This window comes from Terrabacter sp. 2RAF25, assembly GCF_052115265.1.
Classification (GTDB): Bacteria; Actinomycetota; Actinomycetes; order Actinomycetales; family Dermatophilaceae; genus Terrabacter.
The window spans coordinates 67,499-86,695 of the sequence record NZ_JBFRGJ010000006.1; the positions used below are offsets into that span (position 1 = coordinate 67,499).

The following is a 19,197-nucleotide window of genomic DNA, read 5'->3' on the forward strand; positions in this document are numbered from 1 at the left end:
TGCTGGTCAGCTGGTTCTGTGGTGCTGGTGCTGGTGCTGGTGCTGGTGTACGGGGTCGCGCCCGTCAGGGCGTGCGGTGCCTGGACGCCGGTCCCCGGGGTCCGAGCAGGCCTGCCGCGACACGGCATACCTCGGGTTCGACGGCGAGGGGTGGGTCGTGCAGGTTGCTCGTCAGGGGCTCCAGCACGTTCGTCGCTGCCATCGAGCCGCCTGCGTTCACGCGATCCGCGGTCGCGCCGGTCGGCGCGCCGAGCGTCGGTCCGGGCCCACACGCACCGTCCCTACGCCGTGAGAACGACGCTGGTGTCGGTGGGGTTACGCCTTTCACAGCTCGACTCCTTCGAGCGACTTGCGCAGGGCGCGGGTGGCTCGCAGCTGGAGCTGCTTGACGGCCCCTTCCGACTTGCCGATCACCTTGGCGGTGTCGGCGAGGCTGAGGCCCTGGAGGAAGCGCAGCGTGATGCACTCGGCCTGGTCGGGGCCGAGGCCCTTGATCGCCTCGACCAGACGCTCGTCGCGCAGCCGTGTGAGCACCTCGGTGTCGGGGGCGTCGACTCGTTCGTCGGCGTCGCGCATGTCGGCTGTCGCGACCTCGAAGCGGAACTTCGCCGACTTCACGTGGTCGGCGATGAGGTTCCGCGCGATGGTGACGAACCACGCCGCGATGTCCTTGCCCTGCCAGGTGAAGGAGTCGATGCGACGCATGGCCCGCAGGAAGGTCTCGGAGGTGAGGTCCTCGGCGAGGGACCGGTTGGCCACCCGCACGAGCACGTAGCGGAAGACCGTGTCGACGTAGCTGTCGTAGAGCTGCGCGAAGGCCTCCTTGTCGCCACCCTGGGCCAGCTCGACGAGAGCGGCGATGCGGGCCTGGTCAGCGGCGTCACGCTCCGGGTGCACGCGCCGCGGGCCGAGCGGACCCGTCGGCGGTCCCACCTGGGACGGTGCTGCGCTGTCGTTGGCGAGGGACGCCCAGATCGCGTCGAGCGCGGCCCGCCAGGTGGGCAGCGAAGGCGCGAGGGCAGGCGGGACCGACACCATCGCCGGGATCGTCCGCGGCGCGGAGACAGGGGCGGGTCGGCGGGCCGACGTCCTGTTCGAGCGCATTGGAGACAGTCTGTCGGACCGGGGCCGAAACCGGGAGTTCGATCGCCTTTTGTGGCGCAAAACCTACTCACGGGTACGTTCGCGCCCCACGCGTCCCGGACGGAGACGGCCCCGCGGCAGCCGGACCGGCCTAGAGTTGGGCCATGACGAGCGATCAGCCTGCGGTCGAGGGCGAGCCGCGAGTCGTCCTGCTGGGCCGACCCGGTTGCCACCTGTGCGACGCGGCACGCGAGGTCGTGGTCCGGGTCACCGGCGAGCTGGGGGTGTCGTGGGCGGAGCGGTCGGTCGACGACGACCCCGAGCTGCTGCGCCGCTACGCCGAGCAGATCCCGGTGACCTTCGTCGACGGGCGGCGCCACGACTTCTGGCGGGTCGACGAGGCCCGGCTGCGCGCGGCCCTGCGCTGACGGTCACGGAGCGTGCAGCCCCGGCAGGCTCGTTGGCGAGCGGTTCGGCACGACCTGCCTCGAGGTCGCGTCCCATGCCGTGGTAAGTCCCCGAAAGTCAACTTTGTGCATGGCTTCACAAACGTCTAGCCTGAACAGGTCCCCACGTGCTCCGCGTTCGGCTCGAACCCGTGCCCGAACGCCTCGCTGAGAGGAGCCGGTGAGCAAGCGTGTCCGCCGACCCTGCACTGCGTCGAGAGATTCCCGACGCGACCGTCGCGCGGCTCCCCGAGTACCTTCGGACGCTCTCGCGCCTCGCTGAGGACGGCGTCCTGTCGGTCTCGTCCGAAGAGCTCGCCGCCGAGGTCGGAGTGCGCTCCGCCCAGCTGCGCAAGGACCTCAGCCACCTCGGCTCCTACGGCGTGCGCGGTGTCGGCTACGACGTCGAGACGCTCGCCCTCGAGATCTCCCGGGCACTCGGTCTCACCGAGGACTGGCCGGTCGCGATCGTCGGCATGGGAAACCTCGGTCACGCGCTCGCCTCCTACTCCGGCTTCGTCACCAAGGGATTTCGCATCGTCGGTCTCTACGACGACGACCCTGCCCTGACCGACGAGCGCGTCGTCGGGGTGCGCATCCGCCCGCTCCGCGAGCTCGTCGACCACCACCAGGTCGACCCCATCGCCATCGGTGTCATCGCGACGCCGGCCCCCGCGGCCCAGGCCGTCTGCGACGCCCTCGTGGGTGCGGGCATCAGCTCGATCCTCAACTTCGCGCCGGCGGTGCTCTCGGTGCCCGACGGCGTGGACGTACGCCGGGTCGACCTCTCCACGGAGCTGCAGATCCTCGCCTTCCACGCCCAGCGCAAGTCGCTCGCCACGGGCGACCTCAGGTCGGCGGTGGTGGCCCCGTGAGCCTGCTCGTCATCGGACTGTCCCACCACACCGCGCCGCTGTCGGTGCTCGAAGCGCTGTCGGAGCGCCCCGACCGGGCCGAGGCCATCGCGTCGTCGGTGCTGGGGTCGGCCACGGCCACCGAGGCCGTCGTGCTCTCCACGTGCAACCGCCTCGAGGTCTACGCGTCCGTTCCGGCCTTCCACCCGGCCGTCGCCGCCATCGGCGAGGCGCTCGCCCTCGCGGCCGGCATCGAGGAGCCCGAGGGCCTGCGCGAGCCCGCCGAGCTGCCCCCGGGCGACCCCGCCGACGCCCTGGCCGCGCGGGCCGAGGCACTGGCCGACCACCTCTACGTCCGCTATGACGACGCCGCCGTCGCCCACGCCTTCACGGTCGCCTGCGGCCTCGACTCGATGGCCGTCGGCGAGGCGCAGGTCCTGGGCCAGATGCGCGACGCCCTCGCCGGGGCCCAGCACCGCGGCCAGGTGGGCGAGATCCTCAACGCCCTCTTCCAGGGGGCACTGCGGGTCGGCAAGCGGGCCCACACCGACACCGACATCGACCAGCACAGCGTCTCGCTCGTGCAGATCGCGCTCGAGGAGGCGGCCGCCGTGCTCGGCCCGCTCGAGCACACGGCCGCCGCGGTCATCGGCGCCGGGGGCATGAGCGGCCTCGCGGCAGCGACGGCTGCGCGGGCCGGCGTCCGGTCGCTGACCATCGTCAACCGCACTCCCGAGCGCGCCGAGCGTCTCGCCGAGGACACCTCGGGCACGCCACGCCCGTGGAGCGACCTGGGCGACGTCGTGGCCGAGAGCGACCTCGTCATCACCTGCACCGGCGCGGTCGGCCACATCATCACGGCCGACCTGCTCGCTGCCGGCGCGACCCGGCGCGGCGGTCGGCGGCAGGTCGTCATCGACCTCGCCCTGCCGCGCGACGTCGAGCCGGTCGAGACGTGGCACGTTCCCGTGCCCGGCGTGACGCTCATCGACCTGCAGGCGCTCGGCCTGCTCCTCGAGGGCCGCGCCGACACCACCCAGGTCGTCCGCGTGCAAGACCTCGTCACGGGCGAGGTCGCCGACTACCTCACCCGTCGCATGGAGAAGTCCGTGGCTCCCACGGTGGCAGCGCTCCGCGCCCGCGCAGCAGACCTGGTCGCGTCCGAGATGGACCGTCTCGACCAGCGCCTGCCCGGACTCGACGAGACGACCCGAGCGGAGGTCGGCCTCGCCGTCCACCGCATCGTCGAGAAGCTGCTCCACACGCCCACCAAGCGCGTCAAGGAGTTCGCGATGGAGGGCAGCGGCGACGACTACGCTGCCGCCCTGCGCGAGCTCTTCGACCTCGAGCCCAAGGACGTCGCCAACGTGTCGACCCCACCGAAGCGGGGGCAGTCATGACCGCCCTGCGTCTCGGCACCCGTCGCTCCGCCCTCGCCACCACCCAGTCCGGCTGGGTGGCCGACCGGCTGCGCGCGGCCGGTCACGAGGTGGAGATGGTCGAGATCACGACCGAGGGTGACGTCTCGGGCGAGCTGCTCACCGCCATCGGCGGCACCGGTGTCTTCGCCGCTGCGATCCGCCACGCCTTGCTCGACGGTCGCATCGACGTCGCCGTGCACTCACTCAAGGACCTCCCCACGACGCCCGAGCCGGGGCTCGTCATCGCCGCCGTGCCGGTCCGCGAGGACAGCCGCGACGTGCTCGTCGCGCGCGAAGGTCTCACGCTCGGCGAGCTGCCGGCCGGCTCGGTCGTCGGAACCGGCTCTCCGCGGCGCACCGCGCAGCTCGCAGCCCTGGGGCTCGGACTCGACATCCGTCCGATCCGCGGAAACGTCGGCACGAGAATCGGTTTCGTCACCTCCGGCAAGCTCGACGCGGTCGTCCTCGCCCGTGCCGGCCTCTCCCGGCTCGGCCGTCTCGACGAGGCGACCGAGGTGATCGACCCGATCCAGATGCTTCCGGCGCCGGGCCAGGGGGCTCTCGCCGTCGAGTGCCGGTCCGACCGGGCCGACGTCGTCGCCGCGGTCTCCGTGCTCGACGACGCCGACACCCGAGCCTGCGTGCTCGCCGAGCGTTCGCTGCTCTCGACCCTCGAGGCGGGCTGCACCGCACCCGTGGGTGCGCTCGCCGAGGTCGTCGAGGGCGACGAGGGCCTCGAGCTGTCGCTGCGCGCCTTCGCCGGCAGCGAGGACGGCTCGGTCGAGCTCCGCCGCTCGCTCGTGGGCCGTTATGACGAGCCGGCGGCCCTCGGGTCCCGACTCGCGCACATCCTTCTCGAGGACGGCGCCGCCGACCTCCAGGTCTCATCGTCAGCTGGACCCGCACCAGACCACGCCCCACACCAACCGGAGCAAGTTTCGTGACTCCTTCCCGCCAGCCGTCCGAGCAGACGGCCTCGAATCCCACCCACGCGACGACGCCAGCTCGTGTCGCCTTCGTCGGGTCCGGTCCCGGTGACCCCGGCCTGATGACGTTGCGCGGCCGCGACCTGCTCGCCGCTGCCGACGTCGTCGTGACCGACCGCATCGCCCGTGACGACGTCGTGCTCGAGCACGCCCGGCCCGACGTCGAGATCGTCGACGCGGGTCACGGCGAGCAGGGTCAGGAGCTGACCCAGGCCGTGCGCGCCAAGCTCGTCGTCAAGGCCGCGAAGTCCGTGGGGCCGAACGGCCTCGTCGTGCGCCTCATGGACGGCGACCCGGCGACCTTCAACGGCCTCGTCGAGGAGGCGCGCGCCTGCCGCAAGGCCGGCATCACCTTCGACGTCGTGCCCGGGGTCTCCGCGCTCACCGCCGGACCGACGTATGCCGGTGTGCCGCTGACCTCGAAGTCGACCGGCGCCGTGCACGTCGTCGGCGTCGACCGCCCGGGCCTCGACTGGTCGGCCTACACCGCCGACGACGACAGCCTCGTGCTGCTCGGCGGCACCGACGGCATGCGGGCCGCGCTGGCCGGGCTGCTGGCCGCCGGCCGCACCGCCGAGGCTCTCGTGGTCCTCTCGGCCAACGCCACCACCGTGCGCCAGTCGTCCGTCGCGACGACCCTGGGCGAGGTCGACACCGTGTTCGCCGGCAAGGAGCCCCTCGAGGTCTCCCTCGCCGTCGTGTCGCCGAACGTCGGCCTGCGCGAGGAGTTCTCGTGGTTCGAGAACAAGCCGCTCTTCGGGTGGAAGGTCCTCGTGCCGCGCACCCAGGCCCAGGCAGGCCCGATGGTCGACCGGCTCGCCGGCTACGGGGCCACGGCCGACGTCGTCCCGACGATCTCGGTCGAGCCGCCGCGCACGCCTCAGCAGATGGAGAAGGCCGTCAAGGGCCTCGTCACCGGTCGCTACGAGTGGATCGGCTTCACCTCCGTGAACGCGGTCCGCGCCGTCCGTGAGCGCTTCGAGGAGTTCGGCCTCGACGCCCGCGCCTTCGCCGGGCTCAAGGTCGCAGCCGTCGGCGGCGTCACGGCCGACGCGCTGCGCGAGTGGGGCATCAACCCCGACCTCGTGCCCACCGGTGAGCACTCGGCCGCGGGCCTGCTCGAGGTGTGGCCCGAGTTCGACGAGGTGCTCGACCCGATCAACCGGGTCCTGCTGCCCCGGGCCGACATCGCCACCGAGACGCTGGTCGCCGGGCTGCGCGAGATGGGCTGGGAGGTCGACGACGTCACCGCGTACCGCACGGTGCGGGCCGCTCCGCCGGCAGCCGCCATCCGCGACGCGATCAAGGGCGGCGACTACGACGCCGTCGTCTTCACGTCGAGCTCGACGGTGCGCAACCTCGTCGGCATCGCCGGAAAGCCCCACGCCGCAACGGTGGTCGCCTGCATCGGACCGGCCACGGCCAAGACGGCGCAGGAGCATGGGCTGCGCGTCGACGTGCTCGCGCCGGAGGCCTCGGCCGTGAGCCTCGTCGACGCCCTCGCCGGTCACGGCGTGGGCCTCGCCGTTGCTGCAGCAGAGGCGGGCCAGCCCGTCCAGCGACCCAGCGACAAGCGTCCGGCCTCGCGCCGCCGCGCCCGCTGACGGTCCGCCGATGATCGAGCGTCCCCGTCGGCTCCGCCAGACCGCGGTCCTGCGGTCCCTCGTCGCCGAGACCCGGCTGCACCCGCGCGACCTGGTGCTCCCGGTCTTCGTGGGCGAGGGACTGACCGAGCCGCGTGCGATCGAGAGCATGCCCGGCGTCCAGCAGCACACGCTCGCAGGCGTCGTCGACGTGGCGCGGCAGTGCGTGGCCAAGGGCCTCGGCGGCATCATGCTCTTCGGCGTGCCCGTCGAGAAGGACGCCACCGGCTCGGGCGCCGTCGACCCCGACGGCATCCTCAACGTCGCGCTGCGCGCCGTACGCGACGCCGTCGGCGACGACCTCGTCGTCATGGCCGACACGTGCCTCGACGAGTTCACCGACCACGGCCACTGCGGCGTCCTCGACGAGCAGGGCCGGGTCGACAACGACGCGACGAACGAGCTCTATGCGCAGATGTCCGTCGCGCAGGCGCGCGCCGGCGCCCACGTCGTCGCGCCGAGCGGCATGATGGACGGTCAGGTCGCCGTCATCCGCGAGGCGCTCGACGCCGAGGGCCTCACCGACGCCGTCATCCTCGCGTATGCCGCGAAGTACGCCTCCGCGTTCTTCGGCCCGTTCCGCGAGGCCGTCCAGTCGAGCCTCCAGGGCGACCGCCGCACCTACCAGCAGGACCCCGCCAACGTCGTCGAGTCGTTGCGCGAGATCGACCTCGACATCGCCGAGGGCGCCGACATGGTGATGGTCAAGCCCGCGATGTCCTACCTCGACGTCGTCGCGGCCGCCGCCGAGCGGTCGTCGGTGCCGGTCGCCGCCTACCAGGTGTCGGGGGAATACTCCATGATCCAGGCGGCCGCCGCCAACGGCTGGATCGACCTGCGCGCGACGGCTCTCGAGTCGCTGACCTCGATCCGCCGGGCCGGCGCGCAGGTCATCCTCACGTACTTCGCGCTCGACGTGCCGGACTGGATCGCCTGAGACCACTACCATCTGGTACGTCGCAGGAGGTTGACATGGCAGGTACAGGGGATGACGGCGTGCAGTGGCTCAGTGATGCCGAACAGGCGTCGTGGCGTGCCATCCTGCGCGGGACCCGGCTGCTCGAGCAGGCGCTGGACGACGCGCTGGGTGACGCCGGGCTGCAGCTGAGCGAGTACGAGATCATCTCGATGCTCTCCGAGAGCGCGAACCACCGCCTGCGCATGTCAGAGCTGGCCGCGATGGTCGTCCAGTCGCGCAGCCGCCTCACCCACACCGCGAAGCGGCTCGAGGACCGCGGGTGGGTCACGCGTGAGCAGTGCGCCGACGACCGGCGTGGTGTCGAGCTCGTGCTGACCACCGGGGGCCTGGCCGCGGTCGGCGAGATCTCCCGCGTCCACGTCCAGAGCGTTCGCGACAACCTCGTCGACATCATGACGCCGAAGCAGTTCGCCGCCATCGGCGACGCCATGGCCATCGTGCGCGACCACCTCGACCCCGACGGCGTCAGCGGCCGCTGAGCCGACAGCTCGACGGGCCCACGGCGTACGCGTGCGTCGGTGTTGAGAGGATGGGGCCCATGAGCTCGCAGCCCGCTCCCGTCCAGACCAGCCCCGATGCCCCGGCGTCCGCCGCGCTCCTCGCGAGGGCGAGCCAGGTGATCCCCGGAGGCGTCAACTCACCGGTGCGCGCGTTCCGCGCCGTCGGTGGCACGCCGCGCTTCATGTCGAGCGGGTCGGGCCCGTGGCTCACCGACGCCGACGGCAAGCGCTATGTCGACCTCATCTGCTCGTGGGGTCCGATGATCCTCGGGCACGCGCACCCCGACGTCCTCGCCGCCGTGAACAAGGCCGCAGCGCGCGGCTTCTCGTTCGGCACGCCGTCTGAGAACGAGGTCCTTCTGGCCGAGGAGATCGTCGCGAGGGTCGAGCCGGTCGAGCAGGTGCGCCTGGTCAACTCGGGCACCGAGGCGACGATGTCCGCCATCCGTCTCGCGCGTGGGTTCACCGGGCGCGACGTCATCGTGAAGTTCGCCGGCTGCTACCACGGCCACGTCGACGCGCTGCTCGCGTCGGCCGGGTCGGGGGTCGCCACCTTCGCCCTGCCCGACTCGGCCGGCGTGCCCCGCTCGAGCGCCGGCGAGACGATCGTGCTGCCCTACAACGACCTGGCAGCAGTCGAGGCGGCGTTCGCCGAGCGCGGCCACGAGATCGCGGCCGTCATCACCGAGGCGGCCCCCGGCAACATGGGCGTCGTGCCGCCCGCTCCGGGCTTCACCGAGGGCCTGCTGCGGGTGACCAAGGCGCACGGAGCGCTGCTCGTGTCCGACGAGGTGATGACGGGGTTCCGCTGCAGCGCCTCCGGGTTCTACGGACTCGAGGGGCCGTATGCCGCAGGGTCGCCCGACCTGTTCACCTTCGGCAAGGTGATGGGCGGCGGCTTCCCGACGGCGGCCTTCGGAGGCCGGGCCGACGTCATGGCGCTGCTGGCGCCGCAGGGTCCCGTCTACCAGGCCGGCACGCTCTCGGGTAACCCTGTCGCGTCCGCCGCCGGCCTCGCCACGCTGCAGGGCTGCACGCCTGCGGTCTACGAGCGCCTCGACACCGTCGCGCACACCATCGCCGACGCCGCCACGCGCGAGCTGACGGCGGCCTCGGTGCCGCACACCATCCAGTGGGCGGGCTCGATGTTCTCCGTCTTCTTCCGCGACGGCGCCGTGACCGACTACGACGACGCCAAGGACCAGGACACGGCCGCCTTCCGCCGGTTCTTCCACTCGATGCTGTCCCAGGGCGTGCACCTGCCCCCGAGCGCCTTCGAGTCGTGGTTCGTGTCCGCCTCGCACGACGACGAGGCGCTCGAGCACGTCATCGGTGCCCTGCCGGCCGCGGCCCGGGCCGCGGGCACTCCCGACTGAGCCGACCGGGCGAACCGCCGCGCCTGCTGGGACCGCGCCCGACGGCATACGCAATCGGCCTGTCGAGGGGGCGTCGGGGCATTGTCGGCGCGGGCCCGGGGGAGGAGTCTGGACGGTGACGGCGGCGCCGTCCGGGCGCTGCCTCGAGCGAGGGAGGTGGGCCGTGCACGCACGTTCCACGACGGTCATGGGCCGTCCCGGCATGATCGAGACCGGAATCGCGCACGTGCAGGACGTGGTGATGCCGAAGGTCAGGGCGATGGACGGGTGCATCGGGCTGTCCATGGTGGCCGACCGCACGAGCGGCCGCTGCATCGTGACGACCGCCTGGCGTGACGAGGACGCGATGCGCGCGACCGCGTCCATGGTCGAGCCGCTGCGCACCCAGGCCGCGGAGCTGCTCGGGGGCGAGGCGACGGTCGCCGAGTGGGAGATCGCCTACCTGCACCGCGACCACCGGGCCGCCGACGGCTGCTGCGCCCGTATCACGTGGACGGAGTCCGACCCGGCCTCGATCGACCGAGTCATGGACTCGTTCCGGATGGGGATCATGCCCCGCGTCGAGCAGCTCGAGGGCTTCTGCAGCGCCAGCATGTTCGTCGACCGTGCGTCCGGGCGGGCCTGCGTCACAGCGACGTACGACTCGACCGAGGCGATGATGACGACCCGCAACGCGGCCATGGGCCTGCGCGCGGACCTCGCGGCCGACACTGGCACGCGCATCACGGAGGTCGGCGAGTTCACGCTCGCCATCGCGCACCTCGACGTGCCCGAGATGGTCTGACTCGGCCGACCTACGCCGCTTGCGATGGCGTCACCCGAACGGGTGGCGCCATCGTCAGGTCCGCCGGCGGGCCTGCGACCTAGTGGACGGCCGCGAGCAGGACCCCGACCCCGACGAAGAGTCCGCCGAAGACGCGGTTGAGGGTGCGCTGTCCCGACTCGCGCTGCGTCAGGCGGCCCAGCCCGCGCGCCGCGGCGGCGAAGAAGAACCACATGACGACCACGTCGACGGCCACGATGGTGGCGGCGAGAACCGCGTACTGGGTCAGCAGCGGTTGCTCGGGGCGGACGAACTGCGGGGTGAAGGCGAGGAAGAAGACGACGGCCTTCGGGTTGGTCAGGTTGACGAGCAGCCCGCGGCGGAACATCGACCCGGCCGACTCGCGCCGCAGCTCACCCACCTTCGCGGCCGCTGCGCGCGAGCGGTACTGCCGCACGCCCAGGAACACGAGGTACGCGGCGCCGGCGTAGCGGATGACGTTGAACAGCAGGGGCGAACCGGCGACGAGCAGTCCGACGCCCGCCGCGACGACGACGATGTGGGCCAGCAGGGCCACCTGCTGCCCGAGGATCCCCCAGATGGAGCGGGTCCAGCCCGAGCCCAGGGAGTTGGCCATGGTGTTGATCGCGCCCGCACCGGGCGTGAACGAGATCAGCGTCCCGGCGGCGACGAGGGTGAACCAGAGTGACCACGACACGGTCGCGAGTGTAGGTCGGCCTCGCCCTCGACGGCCGCCTCATCCGGGGAGCGAGTCGGGGCCGCTGTCGGTGGTCGAAGATATGTTCGACTCATGGCAGCAGACCTGTCGACGCTCGAGCTCCTCCGGGGCCGGCTCGCCGACCTGGAGGCGCGACAGCGCGCCGCCGGTGGCGCGTCCGAGCCTGGTTTCTGGGAGCAGTTCTCGGGGCGTATGCCGTCGCAGCCGTCGCAGCCGTCGCAGCCGTCGCAACCGTCGCAGCCGTCGCAGCCGTCGCCGCCGTCGCAGCCGTCGCCGCCGTCGGTCGGGTCTGCGCGGGGCCGGGTCAGGGCGGGGCGGGTGGCGCCTGAGGCGCGGCCGGCCTCGAAGCCGGGTGGAGCCTGGGCCGGGCTGTCGATGGAGCAGCTCGAGTCGGTCGACCTGCTCGAGATGCGGTGGCTCGACACCGCCGGCTACGAGCAGATGGTCAACGACCCCGCCTGGATCGAGTCCGTCGAAGAGCACATCGAGGCCCGCACGCAGGCCGGCGCGGCGGCGAGGAACGACGCCGCGGCGGACGTGATCACCATCGAGGCGAGCCTCGGCGTCGGGCTGCGGTCGCACGGTGAGGTCGACCTGCTCGCGGCGACGGAACGGGTGGCTCAGCAGCGGCGCGGGTTGGAGGTCACGCTGGTGACGCTGGTGTCCGAGCTGGTCTCGCGTGGCGTGCAGGCGCCTGGTGGGCTCTCGCACACCGACTGGCTGCGGGCGCACGACCCGAGCCTGACCGCGGGCCAGGCGACGGCGTTCGTCACGGTCGGCGCCGCGTTGGCGCAGGCGCGGTGGGCCAGGTTGCGGATGCTGGTCGCGACCCAGCAGGTCACCGTGGCCAATGCGGCCCAGGTCATCGAGTTCGAGCAGCGCGTCGCCCCGGTCGCCGACCCGGACGACCTGCAGACGGCGCTGGCCGACCTGACCGGGCAGGCGGGGCGGTTGCGGGCTGAGGAGCTGGCCCGGCTGGTGCGCCACCACACCGAGCAGGTCCGGCCACCGCACGATCAGGACCGCCTCGACCGGGGCCGCCGCGCGGCACGCGGCCTGTGGTTCACCCAGCCCACCGCGACCGGCATGGTCGGGCTGCGCGGGATGCTCGACCCGGAGGGCGCGGCGGTCCTCAAGGCCGCGATCGACCCGCTGTCGGCCCCGCGCCCGGACAAGGACGAGACGGGCCGTATCGTCGCCACCGACGCCACCGACGAGCGCACCGCGGCCCGGCGCCGGATGGACGCGCTGCTCGCGATCGTGCAGCGAGGGGTCGCGGCCGCACCGGGTGTCGCGGTCACCGACAAGGCCAAGGTGATCGTCCTCATCGACTACGACACCCTCACCGCCGATGTCGACCCGATCGCGTCCGTGACGGGCGCCGGAACGACCCTGACCGGCGAGGTGCTCTCGCCGTCGGTGGTGCGCCGGATGGCGTGCGAGGCCGAGATCATCCCGATGGTGCTCGGCCGTGACGGCGCACCCCTGGATGTGGGCCGCGGGCAGCGGCTGTTCACCTACAGCCAGCGCCTGGCGTTGATCGCCCGCGACCAGGGCTGCAGCTTCACCGGCTGCACCGTCCCGGCGACCTGGTGCGAGGCCCACCACGTGCTGCCCTGGCACCGCGGCGGCAGGACCGACCTGACCAACGGGGCACTGCTGTGCCCGAAGCACCACACCCACGTCCACGAGCACGACCTGACCGCGACCGTCACTGCGACCGGCGTCACCTGGCACACCAGATGACCCCGCCCCGCACCCCGCCCCAAGCCGGCGGGGCCACCGCCATGCCCGCCAGCGGGACGTCCGGGTGCCGGCAGCTGTCGGCGCCCGGTCAGGGGCCGCAACTCACAGCGCGTGGGTGCCCCATCCGTACAGCCCCCGCGCACCGCGATTCGTGGAACGGGTCACAGGGGGTGCACAAGAGTGGGTGCGGATTCGGTCCTGAGCATGACGTTTGAGAGACTGTCGCCCATGGGTCAGAGCACGGGCGGGGCAGCGGCGCGTGCCGACGACCTCACGGTCGTGCACCTCATGCGACACGGTGAGGTCCACAACCCGCACGGCGTGCTCTACGGGCGCCTCGACGGCTTCCACCTCTCCGCCCTCGGCGCCGAGATGGCTCACCTCGTCGCGGCTCACCTCCAGACCAACGACATCACCCACGTCGTTGCCTCGCCGCTCGAGCGGGCGCAGGAGACCGCCGCCCCGATCGCGGCCGACCACGACGTCGAGGTGCACTCCGACGCACGCGTCATCGAGTCCGAGAACCGGTTCGAGGGCCGCGGCACGAGCGCCGGCGAGCTCTTCCACCCGCGCAACTGGCACCTGTTCCGCGACATCACGAAGCCCTCGTGGGGTGAGCCCTACGAAGAGATCGCGGCCCGCATGCTCGCCGCCATCGCCGACGCGCGCGACGCGGCACGCGGTCACGAGGCCGTCATCGTCAGTCACCAGCTGCCCGTCTGGACCGTGCGCAACAAGCTCGAGGGACGCCGACTCTGGCACGACCCTCGCAAGCGCGAGTGCACCCTGGCCTCGCTCACGTCGCTGACCTACCAGGGCGACGAGCTCGCCTCGATCGCGTACTCCGAGCCGGCCGCCGAGCTGCTCGCGAAGGCGAGCAAGAGCGTGGGCGCCTGATGCCGAACGTCGACCGACGCACCGCGCTGCGTTGGGGCGCCGTCGCCATGGCGGGGGGCCTCGCGACGTTCGCCGCAGCCTGCTCGTCCGACCCGAACTCCGTCGCCGACCAGGCCCGCTCGGGTGACCGCAAGGGCTACGTCGCCGGTGACGGCTCCATCGAGCAGGTGCCCGTCGCCGAGCGTGGCGAGCCGGTGCGCCTCCGCGGCACCACCCTCGAGGGCAAGCCCTGGGACATCGCGGAGCGGGCCGGCACGGTGCTCGTCGTCAGCGTCTGGGGCTCGTGGTGCCCGCCGTGCATCGAGGAGACTCCGGCACTGCAGAAGGCGTGGGAGACAGTTCGGGCCAAGGGCAAGAAGGTCGAGTTCATCGGCCTCGACAAGCTCGAAGGCGCCGAGACCGGCCTCGCCTTCCAGACGGCCAACAAGGTCACCTACTCCTCGCTGGCGTACGACGGCGGCGTGCCGCTGCTCGCCCTCCAGGGCAAGGCGTCGGCCACCCCGACGACGCTCGTGCTCGACGGCGAGGCCCGCATCGCCGCCCGCGTCTCGGGGCCGGTCTCGACGACGACCCTCCTCGGACTCGTCGACGACGTCCTGACCGGGAAGGCCTGAGTCGCCGTGGGCGCCGAGATCGCCACCGGTTCGCTGCTCGTCGCGGCGGCCGTCGCTCTCGTGGCCGGCTTCGTCTCGTTCGCGTCGCCCTGCGTGCTGCCCCTCGTCCCCGGCTTCCTCGGCTACGTGACCGGCCTGTCCGACGTGTCGCTCGAGAAGCGCTCGCGGGGGCGTCTCGTCCTCGGCGCACTGCTCTTCGTGCTGGGCTTCACCATCGTCTTCCTCATCGCGGCCGCGGCGGTCTCGGCGGTGGGCCTCGCGTTCCGTGAGCACCAGAGCGCCCTGCTCCGGGTGGGCGGCGCTGTCGTCCTGGTCATGGGCGTCCTGTTCCTCGGCGTGGGCCGGTCGTATGCCGTGCCGGTGAGCTGGCGACCGCGCGCCGGACTCGCCGGGGCGCCGCTGCTGGGCGCCGCCTTCGCGGTCGGCTGGTCGCCGTGCATGGGGCCGACCCTCGGCGCGATCCAGGCGATGGCGGCCCCGATCTCGGCCGAGTCCGGGTCGATCGGCCGGGGCCTGGCGCTTGCGGCCGTCTACTCGATCGGGCTCGGACTGCCGTTCGTGCTCATGGCGGCACTCTGGGAGCGGGCCGGTCGCGCGAGCGACTGGTTGCGGCGCCACCGCCGTGCGCTCCAGAGCGTCGGTGGCCTGCTGCTCGTCGTCGTCGGACTGCTCATGCTGACCGGGGTGTGGGAGACCGTCGTGGTCTGGCTGCAGGTGCGCCTCGTCAACGGCTTCCAGGTGGCGATCTGAGGTGAGCACCGACACGAACCCGGTCACCAACTCAGCGACCGACTCAGCGACCGACTCAGCCACCGACCCAGCCACCGACCCAGCCACCGACCCAGCCACCGACCCAGCCACCGACTCAGCCACCGACTCATTTACTGGGCAGGGCTCGAAGGGCGGGTCAGGCACCCAGGGAACCCAACGCATACGCAAGGGGATGCGGCCCGACCGTCAGGAGCCGACGCTGCCGCCCCTCGGTCCGGTCGGCCTGCTGCGGTGGGGCTGGCGCCAGCTGACGAGCATGCGCACCGCTCTCTTCCTGCTGCTGCTGCTCTCCATCGCAGCCGTGCCGGGCTCGATCTTCCCGCAGCGCAACATCGACGCCGGTCGGGTCGCCGACTACATCGCCCAGAACCCGACCACGAGCCCCTGGCTCGACCGCCTCGGCTTCTTCGACGTGTACGCGTCGCCGTGGTTCTCCGCGATCTACCTGCTGCTCTTCATCTCGCTCGTCGGCTGCATCGTGCCGCGCACCAAGGTCCACGTCGCGGCCCTGCGAGCGCGCCCGCCGAAGGCCCCGGCGAGACTGCACCGTCTCGACGAGCACGCCGAGGTGACCACGTCGCTGACGCCCGACGAGGCGCTCGAGGCCGCCCGTGGTGCCTTGCGGCGCAAGCGTTTCCGGCTCCACTCGCACGACGGCGTCAGCATCTCTGGAGAGTCCGGCTACCTCCGCGAGACCGGCAACCTGCTGTTCCACCTCGCGCTGACCGGCATCATCGTGGGGATGGCTGTCGGCCACGTGCTCGGCTGGCGCGGCGACATCATCCTCGCCGAGGGCGACAAGTTCGCCTCGTCGGCGGGCACCTACAACACGCTCTCGCCGGGCCCGTGGGTCGACACCGAGAGCCTGCCACCCTTCGTCCTGTCGCTGAACAAGCTCGACGTCGAGTTCAACGAGACGCCCGGCCGCGGCTTCGGGGCGCCGCGCCTCTTCGACGCCCAGACGCGGCTGCAGCGCGACCCGGCGTCGCCGGCCAGCGACGAGACCGTCTCGGTCAACCACCCGATCACCGTCGACGGCGCCGACATCTTCCTCCTCGGCAACGGCTACACGCCGGTCGTCACGGTCCGCGACGCCAAGGGCACCGTGCTCTACCGCGAGGCGACGCCCTTCCTGCCCCAGGACTCCAACTACCGCTCGGTCGGCGTCATCAAGGTGCCGTCCGCGTCGCCGAAACAGCTCGGCTTCACGGGTTTCTTCCTGCCGACCGCCGAGCCGACCTTCGCCAACGGGCCAGCCTCCCTCTTCCCCGACACGAAGAACCCCGAGCTGGCGTTGTCGGTGTGGGAAGGCAACCTCTTCCCCGGAGGGGCCCCGCAGTCGGTCTACACCCTCAACACCGACCAGATGAAGCAGGTGACCAAGGCCGACGGCTCGCCGGCGCTGGTGCGCCTCAAGCCCGGACAGACCTACCAGCTGCCCGGCGAGCGAGGCTCGATCACCTTCGACGGCGTGAAGCGCTTCGCCGGGCTCTCGGTGCGCACCGACCCCGGGGCGCCGATCAGCCTCGTCAGCGCCGTCCTCGCCACCCTGGGGCTGATCCTCGGCCTCACGATCAAGCGCCGACGCGTCTTCGTGCGCGTGCGCCCCGTAGCCGAGGGCGCTGCCGGCGCCGCAGGCCCTCCCGGCGCCGACGGGACACCGACTACCGTGGTCACCATCGGTGGCCTCTCGAAGGACTCCGACCCCGGGCTCGCCGCGATCGTCACCGCGATCACGACCGGCGTGCACGACCGCCTTGCAGAACGGACCGACCGCTCGTGAACCTCGCAGCCAACGCCAACGCCGCGCTCTACGCGTCGATGATCGTCTACACGCTCGCCATGCTCGCCTTCACGTGGCACCTGGCGGCGCGCGCACCCAAGGTGGCCGACTCCAAGGCCGGCGCGAGCGTCACCGCCGACGCACGCGAGCAGGTGCTCGTCGGCTCGGGGGCTCCGACCTCCGAGCGGCGCGCCGCGACGCCGTACGCCGCGGGGCCCGGTTTCGAGGAGAGCCTCAAGAGCCGCCAGCGCGGCAGCATCGCCCTGATGCTCACCTACCTCGCCACTGCGCTGCTCGTCGCGTCGGTGCTGATGCGCGGGCTGGCCGTGAGCCGCCCACCGTGGGGCAACATGTTCGAGTTCGCGACGGCCGCAGCCGCGGCGGTCGGCGCCGCCTACAGCGTGCTCGCCAGGCGCAACAGCTGGCAGTGGCTCGGCGTCTTCATCGTCACGCCGATCCTGCTGGTCCTCGGGCTCGCCCTCACCGTGCTCTACACCGAGGCGGGCGAGCTCATGCCGGCCCTCAAGTCGTACTGGCTCGGCATCCACGTCTCCGTCGCCTTCATCGCGGTCGCGTTCTTCACGATCGCCGCCGCGGTCGGCCTGCTCTACCTCGTGCGGCTCCGCCGCGAGGAGAAGCCGCCGGCGAAGCCCAGCTTCATCGAGTCGCTGCCGAGCTCACAGTCGCTCGAGCGCACTGCCTACAGCCTCAACATGGTCGGCTTCATCCTCTGGACCTTCACCCTCATCGCCGGGGCCATCTGGGCCAAGCAGGCGTGGGGCGCCTACTGGCAGTGGGACCCCAAGGAGGTCTGGACCTTCGTCATCTGGACCGTCTACGCGGCCTACATGCATGGTCGGGCCACGGCCGGTGTCGACCACCGCAAGTCGATGTACATCGCCCTCGCCGGCTACGTCGCGGTGATCGTCAACTTCACGCTGGTCAACCTCGTGTCGACCTTCGTCGGCATGCACAACTACTCCGGCATGGGCTGAGGGTCTGCCGTGGTCCGTTACTCCCTGCTGCGCATCCTGATCTTCTTCGGGTTCCTGTTGCTGTTCTGGCTCATCGGCCTGCGCAACAGCCCTGCGCTGCTCATCGGCGCTGCCGCCCTGGCGTCGGCGGCCGCCTCCTACATCCTGCTCCGGGGCATGCGTGACGAGATCACCGCCAAGCTCGTCGAGCGGCACGAGGCGAAGGCCGAGGGCCGCCGCCTGGAGCCCGACCCGACGAGCGACGAGGCGGCTGAGGACGCCGAGGACGCCGGGCACGAGGGCCCGCTCAGCTCCGGTCGCTGAGGGTCACCCGGCCAGGCCGAGCCGGCCGGCAATGCGGGTGGCGGTGGCGCGGGCGTCGTCGCCGACACCGAAGAGCAAGGCCGAGCGTCGTGTCCTGAGGAAGTGCACGCCGACGAAATGCAGGTCGGGCGCCACGGTGCTCTCGCCGTCGTCGTGGCGAGGGAAGCCCTGCTCGTCGACCAGGCCCGGAACGTCGATCCACTCCGTGTAGCGGCTACGGAAGCCCGCGGCCACGACCACGGCCCCGAGGTGTCTCACGGGCACGCTCTCGACCGGCCGTGGCGAGAACGGCGCAGGATCGGGGACGTCGGGGGACGCCTGCCCTTTCTGCGCGCAGCTGGCCGTGATCAGGTCGCGCAGCCAGTCGTGTGCGGCGTCCGAGGCCCCGAGCGTGGCCTCGAGGTCGGGGGCCATCCGCACGGTGGTGTCGTCCGAGCCGACGAGGTGGCCACCGAGCCGCACGCCGAGGGCCGCGAGCGTGCGGAAGCTGAGGTCGTGGCCGCCGCCCCGGCCGCTGACCTGCGGGTTGGCACCGAGACGTGCAGCGGGCGTCGGCAGGTCGCTCACGCGGTGGTCGAAGAACGGGGTGTCCAGCAGCCACTCGAAGACGTCGCGCCCTCCAGTGCGCCGCGGGAACCACGGTGCCCTGCCGCAAGCCATGACGACCTCGCGACCGGCCTCGGCGAGCTCCTCGGCGATCTGGCAGGCGCTCTGCCCGGAGCCGACGACGAGCACCGCGCCGTCGGGCAGACCGGCCGGGTTGCGGTACTGCGAGACGTCGACGCGGGTCAGCCCGGACGGGAGCGACTGCACGGCTGCCGGCTGGTTCGGTCGCTGGTAGGCGCCGGTCGCCACGACCACCACGCGGCTGCGCACGGTGCCGTGGTCGGTCTCCAGGTCGTAGCCACCCGCCCGGCCGGGTCGCAGCGCGCGCACCGGGGTGTCGTGCCGGACGTCCGCATTCAAGCGTGACGCGTAGTCCTCCAGGTGGTGCGTGATCTGCTCCCGTGACATGAAGCCGGCGGGGTCGTCACCCTCGTAGGGTGCCCCCGGCAGCAGCACGAGGTGGTTCGGGCCGACGAGGGTGAAGCTGTCCCACCGGTGCGCCCATGACGCGCCCGGCGACTCGGCCTCCAGCACGACGTGCTCGACCCCACGCAGGCCCAGCTCGTGGCTGGCCGCGAGACCGGCCTGCCCGGCGCCGATCACGACCACGTCGATCTCCTCGTGCACCTCTCCACGGTGGCACTCACGCCGGGTCCCCGTCAGCGAAACCGAGACGCCCCCGTCGAGGTATG

Annotated in this window: 20 protein-coding genes; 16 read left to right on the top strand and 4 right to left on the bottom strand. The window is 72.1% G+C overall.

What is annotated here, in order from left to right:
* Positions 1 to 64 precede the first annotated feature (64 nt).
* Positions 65 to 202, bottom strand: a complete 138-nt coding sequence (locus AB4091_RS15415; protein ID WP_442292635.1) for a hypothetical protein — start codon at positions 200 to 202, stop codon at positions 65 to 67.
* Positions 203 to 324: 122 nt separating this feature from the next.
* A complete protein-coding gene (locus AB4091_RS15420) occupies positions 325 to 1,104 on the bottom strand; it encodes an RNA polymerase sigma factor (RefSeq protein ID WP_442292636.1) in 780 nt (259 codons plus the stop codon).
* 143 nt (positions 1,105 to 1,247) lie between these two features.
* Here AB4091_RS15420 and AB4091_RS15425 point away from each other — a divergent pair, with 143 nt between their 5' ends.
* The 9 genes from AB4091_RS15425 (at position 1,248) to AB4091_RS15465 (ending at position 10,072) form a co-directional block, all read left to right on the top strand.
* The gene (locus tag AB4091_RS15425; RefSeq protein WP_442292637.1) at positions 1,248 to 1,511 is read left to right on the top strand and encodes a glutaredoxin family protein; all 264 of its coding nucleotides are present in this window, start codon (positions 1,248 to 1,250) and stop codon (positions 1,509 to 1,511) included.
* Positions 1,512 to 1,720: 209 nt separating this feature from the next.
* Complete coding sequence (locus tag AB4091_RS15430; RefSeq protein WP_442292638.1) at positions 1,721 to 2,404, top strand: redox-sensing transcriptional repressor Rex; 684 nt, start codon at positions 1,721 to 1,723, stop codon at positions 2,402 to 2,404.
* Positions 2,401 to 3,783 carry a glutamyl-tRNA reductase gene (hemA, locus tag AB4091_RS15435; RefSeq protein ID WP_442292639.1) on the top strand — a complete coding sequence of 461 codons (1,383 nt, stop codon included), beginning with the start codon at positions 2,401 to 2,403 and terminating at the stop codon, positions 3,781 to 3,783. The genes AB4091_RS15430 and hemA overlap by 4 nt, the downstream gene beginning before the upstream one ends.
* Positions 3,780 to 4,748, top strand: coding sequence for a hydroxymethylbilane synthase (hemC, locus tag AB4091_RS15440; RefSeq protein WP_442292640.1), 969 nt, complete (start codon positions 3,780 to 3,782; stop codon positions 4,746 to 4,748). The genes hemA and hemC overlap by 4 nt, the downstream gene beginning before the upstream one ends.
* Positions 4,745 to 6,394 (top strand): uroporphyrinogen-III synthase, encoded by a 1,650-nt coding sequence (locus tag AB4091_RS15445; protein WP_442292641.1) that lies wholly within the window; start codon positions 4,745 to 4,747, stop codon positions 6,392 to 6,394. The genes hemC and AB4091_RS15445 overlap by 4 nt, the downstream gene beginning before the upstream one ends.
* Positions 6,395 to 6,404: 10 nt before the next feature.
* Positions 6,405 to 7,370 carry a porphobilinogen synthase gene (gene hemB, locus AB4091_RS15450; protein ID WP_442292642.1) on the top strand — a complete coding sequence of 322 codons (966 nt, stop codon included), beginning with the start codon at positions 6,405 to 6,407 and terminating at the stop codon, positions 7,368 to 7,370.
* 35 nt (positions 7,371 to 7,405) lie between these two features.
* Positions 7,406 to 7,891: a MarR family winged helix-turn-helix transcriptional regulator gene (locus AB4091_RS15455; protein WP_442292643.1), complete on the top strand. Its 486-nt coding sequence runs from the start codon at positions 7,406 to 7,408 to the stop codon at positions 7,889 to 7,891.
* A gap of 59 nt (positions 7,892 to 7,950) precedes the next feature.
* Positions 7,951 to 9,288 (top strand): glutamate-1-semialdehyde 2,1-aminomutase, encoded by a 1,338-nt coding sequence (gene hemL, locus AB4091_RS15460; protein WP_442292644.1) that lies wholly within the window; start codon positions 7,951 to 7,953, stop codon positions 9,286 to 9,288.
* Between the two features lie 163 nt (positions 9,289 to 9,451).
* A complete protein-coding gene (locus tag AB4091_RS15465; RefSeq protein ID WP_442292645.1) occupies positions 9,452 to 10,072 on the top strand; it encodes a putative quinol monooxygenase in 621 nt (206 codons plus the stop codon).
* A gap of 79 nt (positions 10,073 to 10,151) precedes the next feature.
* Here AB4091_RS15465 and AB4091_RS15470 read toward each other — a convergent pair whose 3' ends face one another.
* Entirely contained in the window at positions 10,152 to 10,769 is a 618-nt protein-coding gene (locus AB4091_RS15470; RefSeq protein WP_442292646.1) for a LysE family transporter, read from the bottom strand.
* A 93-nt stretch (positions 10,770 to 10,862) separates the two neighbouring features.
* On the opposite strand from AB4091_RS15470, the gene AB4091_RS15475 reads away from it, so the two are divergent.
* From AB4091_RS15475 to AB4091_RS15505, 7 genes are all read left to right on the top strand, one after another.
* The gene (locus AB4091_RS15475) at positions 10,863 to 12,536 is read left to right on the top strand and encodes a DUF222 domain-containing protein (RefSeq protein WP_442292647.1); all 1,674 of its coding nucleotides are present in this window, start codon (positions 10,863 to 10,865) and stop codon (positions 12,534 to 12,536) included.
* Between the two features lie 228 nt (positions 12,537 to 12,764).
* Positions 12,765 to 13,433, top strand: coding sequence for a histidine phosphatase family protein (locus AB4091_RS15480; protein WP_442292648.1), 669 nt, complete (start codon positions 12,765 to 12,767; stop codon positions 13,431 to 13,433).
* Complete coding sequence (locus AB4091_RS15485) at positions 13,433 to 14,047, top strand: TlpA family protein disulfide reductase (RefSeq protein WP_442292649.1); 615 nt, start codon at positions 13,433 to 13,435, stop codon at positions 14,045 to 14,047. The genes AB4091_RS15480 and AB4091_RS15485 overlap by 1 nt, the downstream gene beginning before the upstream one ends.
* Before the next feature lie 6 nt (positions 14,048 to 14,053).
* A complete protein-coding gene (locus tag AB4091_RS15490) occupies positions 14,054 to 14,797 on the top strand; it encodes a cytochrome c biogenesis CcdA family protein (protein ID WP_442292650.1) in 744 nt (247 codons plus the stop codon).
* 193 nt (positions 14,798 to 14,990) lie between these two features.
* Positions 14,991 to 16,601 carry a cytochrome c biogenesis protein ResB gene (gene resB / locus AB4091_RS15495; protein ID WP_442292651.1) on the top strand — a complete coding sequence of 537 codons (1,611 nt, stop codon included), beginning with the start codon at positions 14,991 to 14,993 and terminating at the stop codon, positions 16,599 to 16,601.
* Positions 16,598 to 17,596, top strand: coding sequence for a c-type cytochrome biogenesis protein CcsB (ccsB, locus tag AB4091_RS15500; RefSeq protein ID WP_442292652.1), 999 nt, complete (start codon positions 16,598 to 16,600; stop codon positions 17,594 to 17,596). The genes resB and ccsB overlap by 4 nt, the downstream gene beginning before the upstream one ends.
* A gap of 9 nt (positions 17,597 to 17,605) precedes the next feature.
* Positions 17,606 to 17,899: a DUF4229 domain-containing protein gene (locus AB4091_RS15505; RefSeq protein ID WP_442292653.1), complete on the top strand. Its 294-nt coding sequence runs from the start codon at positions 17,606 to 17,608 to the stop codon at positions 17,897 to 17,899.
* A gap of 3 nt (positions 17,900 to 17,902) precedes the next feature.
* Here the strand turns inward: AB4091_RS15505 and AB4091_RS15510 are convergent, their stop codons facing one another.
* Entirely contained in the window at positions 17,903 to 19,132 is a 1,230-nt protein-coding gene (locus AB4091_RS15510; protein ID WP_442292654.1) for a flavin-containing monooxygenase, read from the bottom strand.
* Between the last annotated feature and the right edge of the window lie 65 nt (positions 19,133 to 19,197).

What these genes read in the sequence shown, in the direction of transcription:
- hemC (WP_442292640.1), top strand. Translation starts at nt 3,780, where the DNA reads ATGACCGCCCTGCGTCTCGGCACCCGTCGCTCCGCCCTCGCCACCACC.
- AB4091_RS15420 (WP_442292636.1), bottom strand. Translation starts at nt 1,104, where the DNA reads ATGCGCTCGAACAGGACGTCGGCCCGCCGACCCGCCCCTGTCTCCGCG.
- AB4091_RS15475 (WP_442292647.1), top strand. Translation starts at nt 10,863, where the DNA reads ATGGCAGCAGACCTGTCGACGCTCGAGCTCCTCCGGGGCCGGCTCGCC.
- hemL (WP_442292644.1), top strand. Translation starts at nt 7,951, where the DNA reads ATGAGCTCGCAGCCCGCTCCCGTCCAGACCAGCCCCGATGCCCCGGCG.
- AB4091_RS15415 (WP_442292635.1), bottom strand. Translation starts at nt 202, where the DNA reads ATGGCAGCGACGAACGTGCTGGAGCCCCTGACGAGCAACCTGCACGAC.
- resB (WP_442292651.1), top strand. Translation starts at nt 14,991, where the DNA reads ATGCGGCCCGACCGTCAGGAGCCGACGCTGCCGCCCCTCGGTCCGGTC.
- AB4091_RS15455 (WP_442292643.1), top strand. Translation starts at nt 7,406, where the DNA reads ATGGCAGGTACAGGGGATGACGGCGTGCAGTGGCTCAGTGATGCCGAA.
- AB4091_RS15485 (WP_442292649.1), top strand. Translation starts at nt 13,433, where the DNA reads ATGCCGAACGTCGACCGACGCACCGCGCTGCGTTGGGGCGCCGTCGCC.
- AB4091_RS15425 (WP_442292637.1), top strand. Translation starts at nt 1,248, where the DNA reads ATGACGAGCGATCAGCCTGCGGTCGAGGGCGAGCCGCGAGTCGTCCTG.
- AB4091_RS15480 (WP_442292648.1), top strand. Translation starts at nt 12,765, where the DNA reads ATGGGTCAGAGCACGGGCGGGGCAGCGGCGCGTGCCGACGACCTCACG.
- hemB (WP_442292642.1), top strand. Translation starts at nt 6,405, where the DNA reads ATGATCGAGCGTCCCCGTCGGCTCCGCCAGACCGCGGTCCTGCGGTCC.